The organism is Embleya sp. L77, from assembly GCF_055557415.1.
Genome location: NZ_CM145709.1, coordinates 5618859 through 5633341, shown reverse-complemented (window position 1 = coordinate 5633341; position 14483 = coordinate 5618859). Strand labels below are relative to the sequence as shown.

The following is a 14483-nucleotide window of genomic DNA, read 5'->3' as shown; positions in this document are numbered from 1 at the left end:
CACTCCCTCCGCGCGCCGGCTCGGCCCCGTGGCCCGGCGTTTCCGGGGCCGGGCCCGAACGAGTGAATACCTCGGCCGACGCGTAGCCTCCGTCCGGTCCCATCGTTTCCCCTTGTGCGGCGCGCAAGCGCGTCGTGGTGTCGACAAGGAGGACGAAAGAATCATGAAGAAGATGGGCAAGGTCGCGTTCATCGTCGCGGCCGGCGGTGGTCTTGTGCTCGCCGGCGCCAGTGGCGCCATGGCGGACTCCGAGGCGCAGGGTGCGGCCGTCGGCTCCCCCGGTGTGCTCTCGGGCAACAACATCCAGGTCCCGATCCACGTGCCGATCAACCTGTGCGGCAACACCGTCGACATCATCGGTGTGCTGAACCCCACATTCGGCAACACCTGCATCAACGCCTGATCCAGGCCCACACGCTCGTTGGCGTGCGGACGGCCCCGAGACCCACACGGTCTCGGGGCCGTCCCGCTGTGCGGTGATCCCGGGCCCCGAGGACGCCGCCGCGACCCGGCTCGCCGACGTCCCGCCGGCCCGCGCGGGCGTTGATCGCCATCGGTCAGCCGAGCGCCCGACTGGGATGAAAAGCCTCCAAAAACGATCAGATCCTGGTTGCAGGGAATCCCGAAACTCAGCCGTACGAGCGAATCGACTGCGCGTCGGTGACCTCCTGTGTCGGCTCTCGTTGACGTCCGTGCGGGGTCATCGTCCCCCGCCCCTCGCGAGAGAGACACAGGGGTACTTACATGCATCAGTTCGCAAAGAAGGGGCTGTTGGTCGTCATCACCACCACGGGCGCACTCGCGTCCGCGGCGGTGGGCGTGGCCAACGCCGGCAGTGCGGCCGATGGCGCGGCCGTCGGCTCGCCCGGTGTGCTCTCGGGCAACAACATCCAGGTCCCGATCCACGTTCCGGTGAACGTGTGCGGGAACACGGTGAACGTGATCGGCGCCCTGAACCCGGCGTTCGGCAACCACTGCGTGAACGCGTCCAACCCCACGCGCCCTCCGCACACCGAGCCGCCGCACACCAAGCCGCCGACCTCGTGCCCGCCGTGCACGAAGCCGCCGACCACGCACCCCCCGACCACCAAGCCACCGACCACCAAGCCCCCCACCACGAAGCCGCCGACCACCAAGCCGCCGACCACCGGCGGCAGCAACGGTGGCACGACGGGCGGCGTCACGGGCGGGACGACCGGCGGCAGCACGGGCGGTAGCACCGGCTCGGGTGGTGCGACCGGGGGCGACACCGGTGGGTCCACGAGCCACGCCGGCTCGCTTGCCGAGACCGGTTCGAACGCGCTCACGGTGGCCCCGATCGGCGCCGCGCTGCTGCTCGGCGGCTTCGTGCTGTACCGCCGGTCCCGCCCCGCGCAGGACTGAGCGCGACCCGTACGACGGATGAACGCGAGGACTGCTCGCCCCTGGGAGGACAGGGGCGGGCAGTCCTCGTGGTGTGACGGCCCGTCACATGGTCCGCACCTGTCGGATGATCCGGCGCCGCAGCACCACTCGTCGGCTGCCGTCGCCGCGCAGCAGCAATCGGTCCAGCTCCCAGTAGCCGTACTCCGCCTGCTCGGTCAGGATGCGACACGCGTCGGTCCGGGAGGTGCCGCGCGGGATGTCCAGTTGCCGAAACTCGTATTCCGCCATGTTTCCGTTCCCCGGCAGCCGCGCCGAGGCACGGTGACCGGTCTTTTGGTGACTCTCCGACTCCGCCATCAGTGAACCATTGTGCGCGCGTGGGGGTCTTGCGGATAACGTCACCCCATGACCGGTGTTGCGCAGCCCACGCCAGAGCAGGTCCGTGCCGCCGCGGACGTTCTCAAATCGGCGATCGACGACCATTTGGCCGCCGTCGAAGCCCGCCAGGGCGAGAGCGACCCGGCCGTGTTCGCCGCGTACGACGCGCTCGCGGCCGCCGCGGAGGCGTACGACGAGTTGTTGTACGACGCCTACGACGAGGTCACCCCCTTCGAAGTGCCGAGCAGCAGCGAGGAAACCGAGTACGAGGGCCCCACCAACCCGGAGGCGGTCACCGTGCTGATCCGCCGGGACTACGCGATCAAGGATCTGATCACGCTGGTCGACCACGCCCGCCGGGCCGACGCGGAGGCGGGCGACACCGAACCGTCGGCGTCCCCGCGCGACACCGGCGCCGACAGCGCGTCGAGCGCGGTCGCGGTGCTCTTCGACGTGTACGACCCGGACGAGATCGCCCAGCGCGCCGACGAACTCGGCCTGGAACCGGGCGATTCCACCCTGTGGGTATCGGCGATCGAGCCGACCGAGCCGGGCGAATGGCTGGACGCCCCGTTCGACGACGCGGATCCGCGCAGCATCATCTACCGATTCGAGACCAGTACGGCGTACGAGGACGACCTCGAGGCGCTGGAGCGCGACCTGCACTGACCGCTCGACCGAGCCGTCGACCCGCTCCCCGGACAACTCTCGACGACCGAGTGCGGCGACGACCCGCGAAGGGCCGCCGCCGCACTCGTCGTTCGCCGGGCCGGTGCGACGACCCACGATCGGCCGCCGCACGCCCCCCACCACGACACGATCCGCCGAATATGGCCGCGGTGCTCGGCGTGGGATCGAAGACAGGCGCGGCCCTAGTAGCGCAGCGCCAGCGCGATGCCGCCGGCGTCCGCGAGCGTGTCGTCGGGCACGAAGACGACCTTGCCGTCCGCCTCCAGGGTCGCCTCGACCACGGTGTCCACGATGTCGTCCTCGGCTCGGCCGGCCAGTACCGCGTCCTCGGCGTGCGGGCCGGTGAGCACCTGGAGCGCGACCTCCCCGGTGCGATCGACCGTCACCAGTCGACCGGTCACCCGCAGTCCCTCCTCCACCACGAGCAGCGCGCCGCGGCCGGCCCGGGAGGGCGCCCACACCTCCTGGATGCCCTCGGCGTACCGCTTGCCGCTGCGCGCGTCGTCCAGCGCCCGCAGTGCGGCGGCGGTCGCCTCCGCGGCCAGCGCGGTCCGCGCCGGCGCGAGGATCTCGGCGAACTGGCCGGGCGTCGCCTCGCTGACACCGCCGACCTCCAACTCGGTCTCGGCCAGGTGCGCGCCGTTGCGGGTGCTCTCCCGGAACGCCTTGACCTGCGGTCGCAGACCGACCAACACGACCTTGTCCTCGCGTCCGGCGAGCGCGCGCGCCAACTGCTCGTCGGCCTCGTTCAGCAACCGCCGGAAGTCCTCGCTCACGCCCAGGCCGCCGCCCTCGCGCGTGGGCGGTCCGTCCCGCTCCGGACCGGCCGAGGTGATCGGGAAGCCGCCGTCGCGGACCTCGTGTACCTCGTCGCCGCGGCCGTGCCACAGGTGCACCTCGTGCTCGCTGAGCACCAGCGCCCAATAGGGGGTGAGCCGTTCGGCCGCGGCCACCAGGTTGCGGGTGAGGTAGGTGGTGGCGAGCACCACCCGCTCACCGACCGGTGCCTGCACGGTGAACGCGTAGTGTTCGTCGGCCGAGGCGTAGAGCACCAGGCCGTCCAGGAAGTGTTCGGGATCCAGCTCCGCCACCGCGGCCTTGAGCCGGTCGACGGTCTTGATCCGGGCCTCCCGGCCTACCTCCGGATCCGCCGCGAGCCGCTTCTCCGCCTCGGCAAGCACGTTCCGCAGTCGGATGTGGTCCTGCTGGTTCTCCGGGCGGTGCCGGTGCGTGGGCAGCGTCAGGGACACCGCGGGGTACGCGCGCGGGCGGCGCAGCTCGGCGAGCAGTTCCGGCGACAGTGCGGCGGTCGTCATGCGGTCTCCTGGCGTGCGTTCCGGCCTCTGGCATCGACAAACACAGCGTCCTATGCCCGATTCGACAGGGAAATCGCATGAATCACCCGACCGGCCCGCAACCGGCGCCGCGACCTCGGCCGCACCCGGCCGCCTCATCCGCCGATCACTCTGCATGGAACAGTTGTTGACGGTGAGTCAGGAGGGACCTAGGTTGATCCTCGCTGATCCTTGACACGCAGCAACCACGAAGACCCAGGGTCTGCCCGACCCCGGTGGGCCCGTGCGAGGAGAAATCACCGTGCGTTCCGTGCCCACCCGGCAGGCGGCCCTGTTCGCCGCGTTGACCGGACTGATCCTGACCACCGCCGCGTGCGGCTCCGACGACGGCGCCGGCGGCTCGGCGCGCGGCGCGATGACCGTCCTGGTCACCCAGGAGGCGCGCAGCCTGGACCCGATCGTGGCGAGTTTGTCCCAGATCACCGGCGGCACCCAGGCCGCGGCCGTGTTCGACGTGCTGCTGTGGATCGACCCGAAGACGGGTCGCGCCCAACCCCAACTCGCCGAGAGCGCGACCGCGGCGGAGGGCGGGCGGGTCTGGACACTGCGGCTGCGGCCCGACCTGAAGTTCTCCGACGGCACCGCGCTGGATGCCGAGGCGGTCAAGTTCAACTGGGAGCGGCACGCCGATCCGGCGAACAAGTCGCTACAGGCCCGCGTGGTCACCGGGCTCGGCATATCCGTCACCGACAGCCGGACCGTCAAGGTCACGCTGCCGGCGCCGAACGCCCACTTCGACAAGGTGATCGCGCACAATCTCGCGTTCATCGGCTCGCCGACCGCGATCCGGGCCGACCCCAAGGGCTTCGGCGCCAAGCCGGTGGGCGCCGGGCCCTACCGGCTCAAGAGCTGGGTGCGCGACCAGCAGATGGTTCTGGAGCGCAATCCGAAGTACTGGCAGGTGGGCGGTCGGCCGCCGCTGAAGGAGTTGACCCTCAAGCCGGTGGTCGACCAGTCGCAGCGACTGGCCATGCTGGCCGCCAACCAGGCCCAGGTGCTGACCACGGCCCAGGCCAAGCTGCTCGGCGATGCGCAGAAGGCCGGTCTGCCGGTGCTCACCGAGGGCAAGAGCGGCGGGTTCATGACGCTGTTCAACACCAGCCGGCCGCCGTTCGACGACCCGCGTGCGCGGCGCGCGTTCGCGCTGATCATGGATCCGGCGGCGCGCGCGAAGGTGGTCACCGACGGCACCGGCAAGCCGCTGAGCACCTTCCTGCGCCCGGGATCGGACTTCGCCGCGCCGGAGGCGACGCTGCCGTCGAACAATCGGGTCGAGGCCCAGCAACTGCTGGACGCGCTCGCCGCCGAGGGCAAGCCGCTGGCCTTCACGTACAGCACCTACAACAGCCCGGGCTCGCATCTGACCGCCGAGTACTGGCTCGCGCAGGTGGCCGACATGAAGAACATCACCATGAAGACCGAGTTCCTGGAGGGCACCCAATACCTCCAGAAGGTGCAGATCCAGCGGCAGTTCGACGCGGGCGAGTTCGTGTTGTCCTTCGACGACCCGGAGCCGGTGTTGTACAACTTCCTGCACTCCAAGGGCCAGGACAACCACATGCAGTGGAAGAACCCGGCGGTGGACCAGGCACTGGACCAGGCCCGGGCCACCACCGACGCCGCGACCCGGCGGGCCGCCTACGCCGTGGTGCAGCGCGAACTGGCCAAGGATGTCCCGATGTTCGCCTACGAGCAGGCATTTACCGCGGCGATCCGGGCGAAGGACGCGAAGGTGGCCGACCTGACCGTGTTCGAGGACGGGCTGATCATGTTCGACCGGTTGGGTCCGGCGTAGCCGCACCGGATCGGGGCTCGACGGCCCGGGCGGGGCTCGCCGATTCGAGCGGGACCGCCACGGCCGTCGGGCCGGCGGGTTCGGGGATGCACAGGCACGCGACGAGTGCGCAGCCGGCCACGACGCCGGCGATCACGAAGACGACCATGTAGGCGTGCAGGGTGGGCAGCACGCGGCCGCCCACGGACATCGTGTACGACGTGAGCACCGCCGCCACCACCGCGCTGCACACGGCCTGGCCGATCGTGCGCATCAGCGCGTTGATGCCGTTGGCGGCGGCGGTCTGCGCGGCGGGGATGGCCCGGATGACCAGCATCGGCAGCGCCGAGTAGCACATCGCGGTGCCGGAGGCGACGACCGTCGCGCCCATGACGATGGTCCACAACTCGTGGCTGGTGAAGATCCGCACCACGTAGCCCAGGCCGAGCAGGATCGCGCCGATGCCGAGGCAGAACCGGGGTCCTCGGGAGGCGGTCAGCCGGGTGGAGATCGGTGAGAGCACGACCATCATCACCCCGCCGGGCAGCAGACACAGCCCGCCGATGGCGACCGAGACGCCCAGTCCGTAGCCGCTCTCCTTCGGCGTCTGCACCAATTGGGCGGTGGAGAGGCTGTTCGCGTAGAACGAGAAGCCGATGAACAGCGCGGCGATGTTGGGCAGCAACACCGCCGGTCGCGCGGTCACCCGCAGGTCCACCAGCGGGGCGCTCACCCGCCACTGGTGCATCCCCCACGCGAGCACGATCAGCACGGCGGCACCCAGCAGGCCCAGCGTCCGGGTGCTCGTCCAGCCCCAGGCGGTGCCCTTGGACACCGCGAGCAACAGGCAGACCAAGAACGCGGCGAGGCCGAGCGAGCCGACCACGTCGAACCGGCCGGGACTGCGCACCGGCGATTCGCGGACGACCAGCAGGACCAGCCCCAGGACCAGCAGGGCGAGCGCGGTGGCTCCCCAGAACATCGCGTGCCAGTCGGCGTGGTCCACGACCAGGCCCGCCAGGGGCAGTCCGACGGCCGCGCCGATCCCCAGCGTCGAACTCATCATCGCGACGCCGCCGCCGACCTTGGCCGGCGGCAATTCGTCGCGCAGGATGCTGATCCCCAGCGGGACCACGGCGGTGGCCATGCCCTGGAGGGCGCGGCCGACGATCAGGACGCCGATGTCCGAGGTCAGCGCGCACATCACCGAGCCGATCGAGAGCACGCTCATCGCCACGACCAGCATGCGCTTCTTGCCGAACATGTCGCCCGCCCGGCCGAGCAGCGGTGTGCACACCGAGCCGCTGAGCAGGGTCGCGGTGACTGTCCAGCTGACCGTCGAGGCGGAGCTTCCGGTCAGCGCGGGCAGGTCCGGGAGCAGCGGTACCACGACGGTCTGCATGAGCGCGGCGACGATGCCGCACGAGCCCAGGACCGGTACCAGGAAACGTTGTCGCGGGTCCTGCGGGGTTGAAGCGGGGCCGGCCACGGGACGCGCTCCTGGGTGGGGACGAAAATGGTCGGCCCCACCCTAGAGATAGATGTAGAACACATCAATCGTTTGCACGCACCTTTGTCCGCCACTTTGCCGTCCGCGCTCGGGCGTGTGTCCTCGGGTGTCTGCGCTCCGCCGTCCGCCGTTCCACCGTCCGCCACGGTGCCGGCGCGGTCGTCAGCTCGCGTGCCCGGTCGGCTCGCCGCGTCCGGTCCGCTCCGCGCGCAGGGAGGCGCCCACGTCGTGCATGTGGCCCAGTGCCTGCCGGTAGGACTGCACCAGGCTCGTCTCCAGGTAGGGCACGCCGAGCCGGGCGCAGTGCGCACGCACGATCGGCTGCGCCCGCCGCAGGTTCACCCGCGGCATGTTCGGCACCAGGTGGTGTTCGACCTGGTAGTTCAGTCCGCCGAGCATCCAGTCGGTGACCGGGCCGCCCGCGACGTTGCGCGAGGTCAGCACCTGACGCCGCAGGTGGTCCCACTTCACGCCCGGCTCGGGCGCGGGCATGCCCTTGTGGTTGGGTGCGAACGCCATGCCCAGGTGCAGGCCGAGCAGCGCGTGCGTGACCAGGACGAAGACCAGCGCCTTGACCGGGGACATCGCGATCAGCAGCACCGAGAGGTACACGGCGTAGTGCACGGCCAGTACCGAGCCCTCCACCAGACGCTCGCGCGGGGTCCGCTCCTTGAGCGCCATCAGGCCGGTGACCTTGAGGTTGAGCCCTTCGAGCAGCAGCAGCGGGAAGAACAGCCGGGCCTGGTGCCGGGTCAGCCAGCCCATCAGGCCGGTCCGCCCGGCGGTCTGGTCGGCGTCCCAGACCAGCACGCCGACCGAGACGTCGGGGTCCTTCTCCAGGTGGTTCGGGTTGGCGTGGTGCTTGTTGTGCTTGGCGTTCCACCACCCGCAGCTCATGCCCATCAGCAGGTTGCCGTGCAGCAGCGCGAGCACGCGGTGGGTACGGGCCGAGCGGCCGATCTGCTGGTGGCCGGCGTCGTGGCCGACGAAGGATGCGCGGGTGGTGAACAGCGCGACCGGAACGGCCATGGCGAGCTGCCACCACGAGTCGCCCACCCACACGACCGCGGCCCAGGAGCCGAGCAGGAAGAGCAGGTTCAGCCCGATCATCCGGGCGTACCAGGCGGTGCGCCGCTCCAGCAGTCCGGCCGCCTTGAGATCGGCGAGCAGCGGCGCGAAGTCGCTGCCCCGACGCGGAGGCGGCGATATCTCCGGATTGTCCAGCACGGGTGCGGTCAAGGTCATGGGGGCGTCCCTGTATCTGGTGAAGGGTGGTCGGTTGAGCGCGGTGGCTTGGCGCCATCTCGACGCTATTGACCGCCCGTCCGAGGGACGATCCGACAAGCCCCCCGATTGCGGGGGGAGGCTGCGCCCCCCGCGAGGGGGTCGAGCACCATGGACACACGCGGCGCGATCCGGTAAGGGCCGGCACGGGGTCTGGGCACCGTCGCCGCGTTATTCGAACTGTCGCATCTTGATCGGGGTGCCGGCTACCCGTTCCGCCTGCGAATATCCCGGAATCGACCGACCCGTACCCACGCGCGGCGGTGCGCGCGGTGCCGCGCGGGCGTCCAGCCGGCGTGCTGCTCCCGGGCGAACCGCCGCAGCAGGGCATGCGGTGGCGCGCCCGTGGCGCTCAGTCCGGATCGAGCGCCGCCTCCTCGCCGAGCGCGGCCCGCAGCGCCGCGGCCTGATCACCGATGCAGGCCAGGAACGCACTCACCGCCGGCGTCGGCGTGCGGTCCGCCATCAGCGTGGTGCCCACCGTGCGGCGCACCGACTCCAGCGGCACCGGCAGCACCGCGAGCCGCTCGTCGCCGGTGACCACGAGTTCGGGCAGCGCGGCGATCATGTCGGTGGCCAGCAGCAGCGCCCGCACGGTCAGGATCGAGGTGCACTCGACCCGGTCGGCCGGCAGCGGCAGCCCGCTGCGCGTGAACAGCTGGGCCAACTCGCTGCGCAGCGCGGTCTGTTCGAGCGGCAGGATCCACGGGTGGGCGATCGTGTCGGCGAGCACGCGCGCGGTCTCCAAAAGCGGGTGACCGCGCCGCACCACCAGCCGGATCGGCTCGCGATACAGCGCGGTCTGCCGTACCCGCCCGGCGTCCTCGGCCCGGCCGAGCCGGCCGACCACGACATCGATCTCGCCGGCGAGCAGTTGCGGATACAGCACGTCGTAGGTGGCCTCGCGGACGATCACGGTGATCCCGGGTCGGTCCCGCTTGAGCGCGGACACCGCGCGTGGCAGCAGCACGCTGGTGCCCGCGAGCAGCGTGCCGACCGTGACCGTACCGGTCTGCCCCTCGCGCAGGCTCGCGATGTGGTCGCCCGCCCGGCGCACCTCGGCCAGGATCACCCGCGCGTGGGCGACCAGGGCCTCGCCGTAGAGCGTGGGACTCATTCCGTGCGGACCCCGCTCGAACAGCGGGACGCCGACCATCGTCTCCAACTCGCGCAGGGTGCGGGTCGCGGCGGGCTGGGTCAGGTGCAGGGCCTCGGCCGCGCGGCTGACTCCCCCGTGCTCGGCGATCGCCGTGATCAGGGTCAGATGCCGGAACTTCAGGCGTCCGTCGAGCAGGTCCACGCAGGCTCCCGTACCGGTTCGGTGCTGCGTACCGCACGGGCACGCATACCTGTTTGGTGATGCAGTGGCGCCGGATCGGCATTGGATGGACATGCGCCGGCGCAGCCATCATGCACGTGGCGACAGCTTCTTGACGAGCCATCCACCGGGTACGGATGGCCGGATCGAGTCCGGCGCGCCGTCGTTGTTCGGCCACGACGCCGACCCGTTCCGCCCCGGCGGAGCGGATCGGTCCGTCGCACCGCGGTCCTCGACCAACGCCCGACGACACCGGAACATCCGGGGTCACCGGGTCGGGTTCCTTCGCAGGAGGTGCACTTCGCCTGCGAAGAGGTGACGAGGGCGGTTCGGCCGGCCATCACGGCGCGCTCGCCACGCAGCCCGCCGGATCGGCGGCGGGCCGAACCCGCCTCGGCACCCTCGGCCCGCGCCCGCGAAACACCGCCCCACGCAAGCGCACTCCCCCGTCATCGTCCCGTGTCGGAAGGTTCGTCAGATGCGCCGTACGCCTGCCCTCGGCAGCAGATCCCGCAGGTCCCGCAGGTCCCGGAGATACGGCAGGTCGGGCGCGGTCGCGCTGGCCGCCCTGGTGGCCGTCACCGGCAGCACCTACCTGGGCGACCCCGGCCGCACCGCCGCCTCCGGGCCGCACACCGCGAATGCCGCCGGCGCCGCGCCGGACCCGAACATCCCCTTCGTCTGCCAGGAGCGCCGACCGCAGCCGGCCGACCCGAACGCCTACGGCATGCAGCTCGACGGCTCGTTCCTGGCTCCCGCGTCCACCCCGCTCGACGAGGAGAACCCGCACCCCTTCGCGGGGCGCCGTGCCGACTACGACGGCAGGCAGTACGTGAAGAACATGAACGTCGAAGCCGCCTACGAGGGCTACGACTTCACCCCGGACTTCTTCCACACCTGGCAGAACATCGTCGACTTCGGCGGACGCCGGTACATGTTCCAGTACGACCGCTCCGAGGGCCGCGTCTACGACATCACCGACGTCAAGCACGTCACGGTGGTGGAGCGGATGTCCCGCGAGGACGTGGGCGGCGACGAACTCAAGGCCAACGGCACCTGGGCCGCGGGCGATTACTGGGGCGCGTCCACGATCCAGTGGAACAAGCGGCTGAACGCCTATGTGATGGTGCAGTCCTTCGAGGACAAGCGGCAGATCAGCGAACTGACCGACGAGCCGGGCCACGACAAGTACGGCAACCCGGAGGGCGTGGCGAAGCTGCGCACCAAGCCCGGGCTCAAGGGCTTCAAGGTCTATCGCCTGGACGGGCCCAGGAAGGCCGATTGGCGGCTGATCTCGACCGTCAGCACCGACTCGACCCAACCGAACCCGCTGAACAGCGACCCGACCAAGGCCCAGCAGGGCTCGGGTTCGCTGGACGTGCCGTACTGGGACGGCGGCAAGTACATGTTCATCGCCGTCGCGCCGAACGACACCTTCGCCAACACCGAGTACCCGACCAACCTGCACTCGGCCGGCTACCAGTCCTACGACATGTCCGACCCGGCCGCACCGAAGCTCCTGGACACCTGGCACCTGCCCGGACAGGTCACCGGCGAGGAGGACGCGTACGCGAAGAACCCGCGCTGCGGCAACCGGACCAGCTGGCTGGGCGCGCGGATGTCGCTGTTCGTGCCCAAGCCGGTCGAGCACGGCGGCCGTTACGGCTTCGCGGTGCAGGGCGGTCTGGGCATGACCGTCCTGGACATCTCGGACCCGGCGCACATGCGCCAGGTGGGCCACGTGGACCTGCCGCCGTCGGTGGCGGGTACCGAGGGCGACAACATCGACGTGTCGCAGTACGAGAAGACCGGGATGATCTATCTCTCCGGCTACCCGCTGACCGAGGACTGCTACGAGCCGTACAAGCCGATCTACCAGATCGACGCGCGGGACGTGGCCAACCCCCGGATCGTCGGCCAACTGCCCCGACCCACCCCGCCGCGGTCGGCCGGGATCACCGACTACTGCCAGCGCCGGGGCAGCTTCGGGCCCAAGCGCACCGGCTACTACACCAACCCGGGCCGGCACGACGACGGCACGCTCGTGTACGGCTTCTACAACGCGGGCGCCCAGGTCTTCGACGTCAAGAACCCGGCCCGGCCGGAGATCGAGGCCTACTTCGTGCCCAAGGCGTTCGGTACCAAGACCAGGGACTGGCCGACCGAGGACGGCGCCTTCCCGGAGTGGGCGATGGGCAACCAGACGCACGGCGTCTACGTCGAGTGGGACCGCAACGTGGTGTGGGTGCTGACCAACCACGGCATCTACGCGCTGTCGGCCAAGGACGTACTCGGCAAGCCGAACCTGGGCAAGCCGAAGGAGCCGTTCCGCAACAGCCAATTCTGATCCGGATCCCGATCCGGGCCGGGCAGTGCGGCCGAGGCTCGGCGTCCCCCGTGCGGGGCGCCGGGCCTCGGTCCGTCGTAGGCGTCGGGAGCGTCGGCGCATCGGGGGCGCGGGCCTTGAAGTCCTTGGAGTCCCGGGGTCCCGGGCCCTCGGCACGCCCGGTCAGGCGGCCGGCTCCCCCTCGTCCTCGTCCTCGCCGCAGACCACGTCGAAGAAGTACTCCATGTCGTCTTCCGTGCGGGCTCGGAACACGATCATCCCGCCGTCGTAGCGGGCCAGCAGCTCGGCGCTCGCGAACCAGCGCACCCGGTTCCCGGGCTCCTCACACTCGGGGTACCCGGGGAAGGGCAATTCGCGCATCTTCTCCGGCAGTCGTTCGATCTCCTCGGGCGCCAGCTCGATCGCCTCGACGAGTTCGTCGTCGAACAGCAGGACCTCGGACAGCACGATCTCCACCGCCGCGACCGACAACCGCGGCAGCCAGGCCGACCAGGTCTCCTCGGCCGGCTCGGCCAGGCTGTAGCGCGCGAGCACCGCGGGATCGTCGCCGTCCGGCCGCACCCCCCACCACGCGACGCCCTGGTTCTCCTCGCGAAAGACCAGCACCCCGTCCTCGACGTAGAGCTTGTCCGGTGCCAGCAGCACGTCGTGATTGCTCGTCAGGTCGTGGCGCCGACCCAGGAGTTCGTACAGCTCCCGAAGCGCGGTCGGCACCGGCACGCCCAGCCGCGCGGCGCTCGCGTCCAGTTCCGCCCGGTCGTATCCGTCCGCGGCGCCGATCGCCTCGGTCCGGTCGGCGGCGAACGCGCGGATGAACTCCCAGGCCCCGGCCCGATCCGCGAGCGCGGCGGGCAGTGCCGCGTGGATGTCGAAAGTCATGCCCGGACGCTACCGGGTCGCGCGGACGATCCCCGGGGGGAGCGCCGTTCGGGGCAGCGTGCTAGCGAGGCATCGAGGTACGGCCCTTGCGCAGGTCCAGGAAGGCGACCACGAACGCGGCGAGCACGAAGCCCACCGAGACCATCAGCCCGTGGCGCAGCGGCCCGGCCCAGTCCCGGCCCTGGTCGGCGGCCAGCCGGGAGAAGAAGACCGACCCGACGGCCGCGATCCCCATCGCCGAACCGATCCGCTGCCCGGTCTGCAACACCCCGCCCGCGGCGCCGCCCTGCACGGGCGGCACCTCGGCCAGGGTCAGCGTCTGGTTCGGCGAGATCACCAGGCCGCTGCCCAGCCCGGCACACACCAGCGGCGCCACCATCGCCCAGCCGACCCGATGCCCGGGCACCGCGTCCACCGCCACGATCGCGCCGACCAGACCGACCACGACCATCAGCAGCCCACCGGTCACCAGCGCGTGGCCGAACCGGTTCACCAGGCGCCCGCCGATCGAGGCGCCCACCGCCGAGCCGAGCGCGAACGGGGTGATGGCCAGGCCCGCGAGCAGCGCGCTGTAGCCCAGACCGGACTGGAGGTAGAGGGTGAAGACGAAAAAAATCGAGGTGAAGCCGGCGAAGTAGAACAGCATCACCAACAGGCCGAGCGTGTACGAGCGGACCTTGAACAGCGCCAGGTCGACCACGGGCATGCGACCGCGCCGGCCCTGGCGGATCTCCCACCACACGAAGGCGCCGAAGAACACCGCCGCGATCGGCACCAGCAACCACTTGACGGGGCCCTCCCACTGCCGCGCCTCGACCAGCGGCAGCAGCAGCAACGACACGCCGGAGCCGAGCAGGAGCACGCCGATCGGATCCAGATCGCGCAGGCAGGCCCGGTTCTCGTGGTCGGGGCCGGGCAACAGCCGTTTGGCCAGGACGAGGGCGACGATGCCGATCGGGAGGTTGACGTAGAACACCCAGCGCCAACCCTCGTCGGCGCCGAACGCCTTGATGATCAGGCCGCCGAGCAGCGGACCGACGGCCGTGGAGATGCCGATCACCGTGCCGAACATGCCGAACGCGCGCCCGCGTTCGCGGCCGGAGAACATCTGCTGGATCAGCGCGGACACCTGTGGGGTGAGGATGCCGCCCGCGATGCCCTGGAGCAGTCGGGCCAGCACCAGCCACAGGGACGTCTGCGCCGCGCCGCACAGCGCGCTGGCGCCGGTGAACAGGGCCAGGCCGGTCATGAACATCATCCGGCGACCACGCGCGTCGCCGATCCGGCCGGCCGGTACCAGGACGAGTCCGAAGGTCAGCGCGTAGCCGGAGAGCACCCACTGGATGTCGCTCTCGCTCGCGCCGAGGCCCTCGCGGATGGACGGCAGCGCGACGTTGACGATCGACACGTCCAGCAGGGTGATGAATCCCGCGATCAGACAGACCGCGAGCGCCTTCCAGCGACGCGGGTCGGGCTCGTCGCGCTCGGTCACCGTCGCGCACCCCTCCTCCGGAGCCACCCACGTGGTGGCCATCCGAAGGACGGTGCCCCACATACCGGACCGGCAAGGCCGCCGGGCGGGT

12 protein-coding genes are annotated in these 14483 nt (G+C 70.8%); 5 read left to right on the top strand and 7 right to left on the bottom strand.

Features of this window, described 5'->3' with window-relative positions; all coding sequences use genetic code 11:
• The first annotated feature begins 163 nt into the window (after positions 1-163).
• Both ACZOOI_RS24120 and ACZOOI_RS24115 read left to right on the top strand, forming a co-directional pair.
• Positions 164-403, top strand: a complete 240-nt coding sequence (locus tag ACZOOI_RS24120; protein ID WP_465281276.1) for a chaplin — start codon at positions 164-166, stop codon at positions 401-403.
• Between the two features lie 341 nt (positions 404-744).
• Complete coding sequence (locus ACZOOI_RS24115; protein ID WP_465277770.1) at positions 745-1383, top strand: chaplin; 639 nt, start codon at positions 745-747, stop codon at positions 1381-1383.
• Between the two features lie 84 nt (positions 1384-1467).
• Here ACZOOI_RS24115 and ACZOOI_RS24110 read toward each other — a convergent pair whose 3' ends face one another.
• A complete protein-coding gene (locus ACZOOI_RS24110; RefSeq protein WP_020551221.1) occupies positions 1468-1653 on the bottom strand; it encodes a DUF5703 family protein in 186 nt (61 codons plus the stop codon).
• A 117-nt stretch (positions 1654-1770) separates the two neighbouring features.
• Here ACZOOI_RS24110 and ACZOOI_RS24105 point away from each other — a divergent pair, with 117 nt between their 5' ends.
• Complete coding sequence (locus ACZOOI_RS24105) at positions 1771-2412, top strand: hypothetical protein (RefSeq protein WP_465277769.1); 642 nt, start codon at positions 1771-1773, stop codon at positions 2410-2412.
• A 203-nt stretch (positions 2413-2615) separates the two neighbouring features.
• Here ACZOOI_RS24105 and ACZOOI_RS24100 read toward each other — a convergent pair whose 3' ends face one another.
• Positions 2616-3749 carry a baeRF3 domain-containing protein gene (locus ACZOOI_RS24100; protein ID WP_465277768.1) on the bottom strand — a complete coding sequence of 378 codons (1134 nt, stop codon included), beginning with the start codon at positions 3747-3749 and terminating at the stop codon, positions 2616-2618.
• 280 nt (positions 3750-4029) lie between these two features.
• Here ACZOOI_RS24100 and ACZOOI_RS24095 point away from each other — a divergent pair, with 280 nt between their 5' ends.
• A complete protein-coding gene (locus ACZOOI_RS24095; RefSeq protein ID WP_465277767.1) occupies positions 4030-5583 on the top strand; it encodes an ABC transporter substrate-binding protein in 1554 nt (517 codons plus the stop codon).
• On the opposite strand, the gene ACZOOI_RS24090 is transcribed toward ACZOOI_RS24095, so the two are convergent.
• The 3 genes from ACZOOI_RS24090 to ACZOOI_RS24080 form a co-directional block, all read right to left on the bottom strand.
• Positions 5555-6964, bottom strand: coding sequence for an MFS transporter (locus ACZOOI_RS24090; RefSeq protein ID WP_465281275.1), 1410 nt, complete (start codon positions 6962-6964; stop codon positions 5555-5557). The genes ACZOOI_RS24095 and ACZOOI_RS24090 overlap by 29 nt on opposite strands.
• Positions 6965-7234: 270 nt before the next feature.
• The gene (locus ACZOOI_RS24085) at positions 7235-8317 is read right to left on the bottom strand and encodes a fatty acid desaturase family protein (protein WP_465277766.1); all 1083 of its coding nucleotides are present in this window, start codon (positions 8315-8317) and stop codon (positions 7235-7237) included.
• A gap of 391 nt (positions 8318-8708) precedes the next feature.
• Complete coding sequence (locus tag ACZOOI_RS24080) at positions 8709-9656, bottom strand: LysR substrate-binding domain-containing protein (protein WP_465277765.1); 948 nt, start codon at positions 9654-9656, stop codon at positions 8709-8711.
• Between the two features lie 496 nt (positions 9657-10152).
• Here ACZOOI_RS24080 and ACZOOI_RS24075 point away from each other — a divergent pair, with 496 nt between their 5' ends.
• Positions 10153-12021, top strand: coding sequence for an LVIVD repeat-containing protein (locus ACZOOI_RS24075; RefSeq protein ID WP_465277764.1), 1869 nt, complete (start codon positions 10153-10155; stop codon positions 12019-12021).
• A 162-nt stretch (positions 12022-12183) separates the two neighbouring features.
• Here ACZOOI_RS24075 and ACZOOI_RS24070 read toward each other — a convergent pair whose 3' ends face one another.
• Together ACZOOI_RS24070 and ACZOOI_RS24065 are read right to left on the bottom strand one after the other, a co-directional pair.
• A complete protein-coding gene (locus ACZOOI_RS24070; RefSeq protein WP_465277763.1) occupies positions 12184-12900 on the bottom strand; it encodes an SMI1/KNR4 family protein in 717 nt (238 codons plus the stop codon).
• 61 nt (positions 12901-12961) lie between these two features.
• Positions 12962-14434 (bottom strand): MFS transporter, encoded by a 1473-nt coding sequence (locus ACZOOI_RS24065; RefSeq protein WP_465277762.1) that lies wholly within the window; start codon positions 14432-14434, stop codon positions 12962-12964.
• Positions 14435-14483 lie beyond the last annotated feature (49 nt).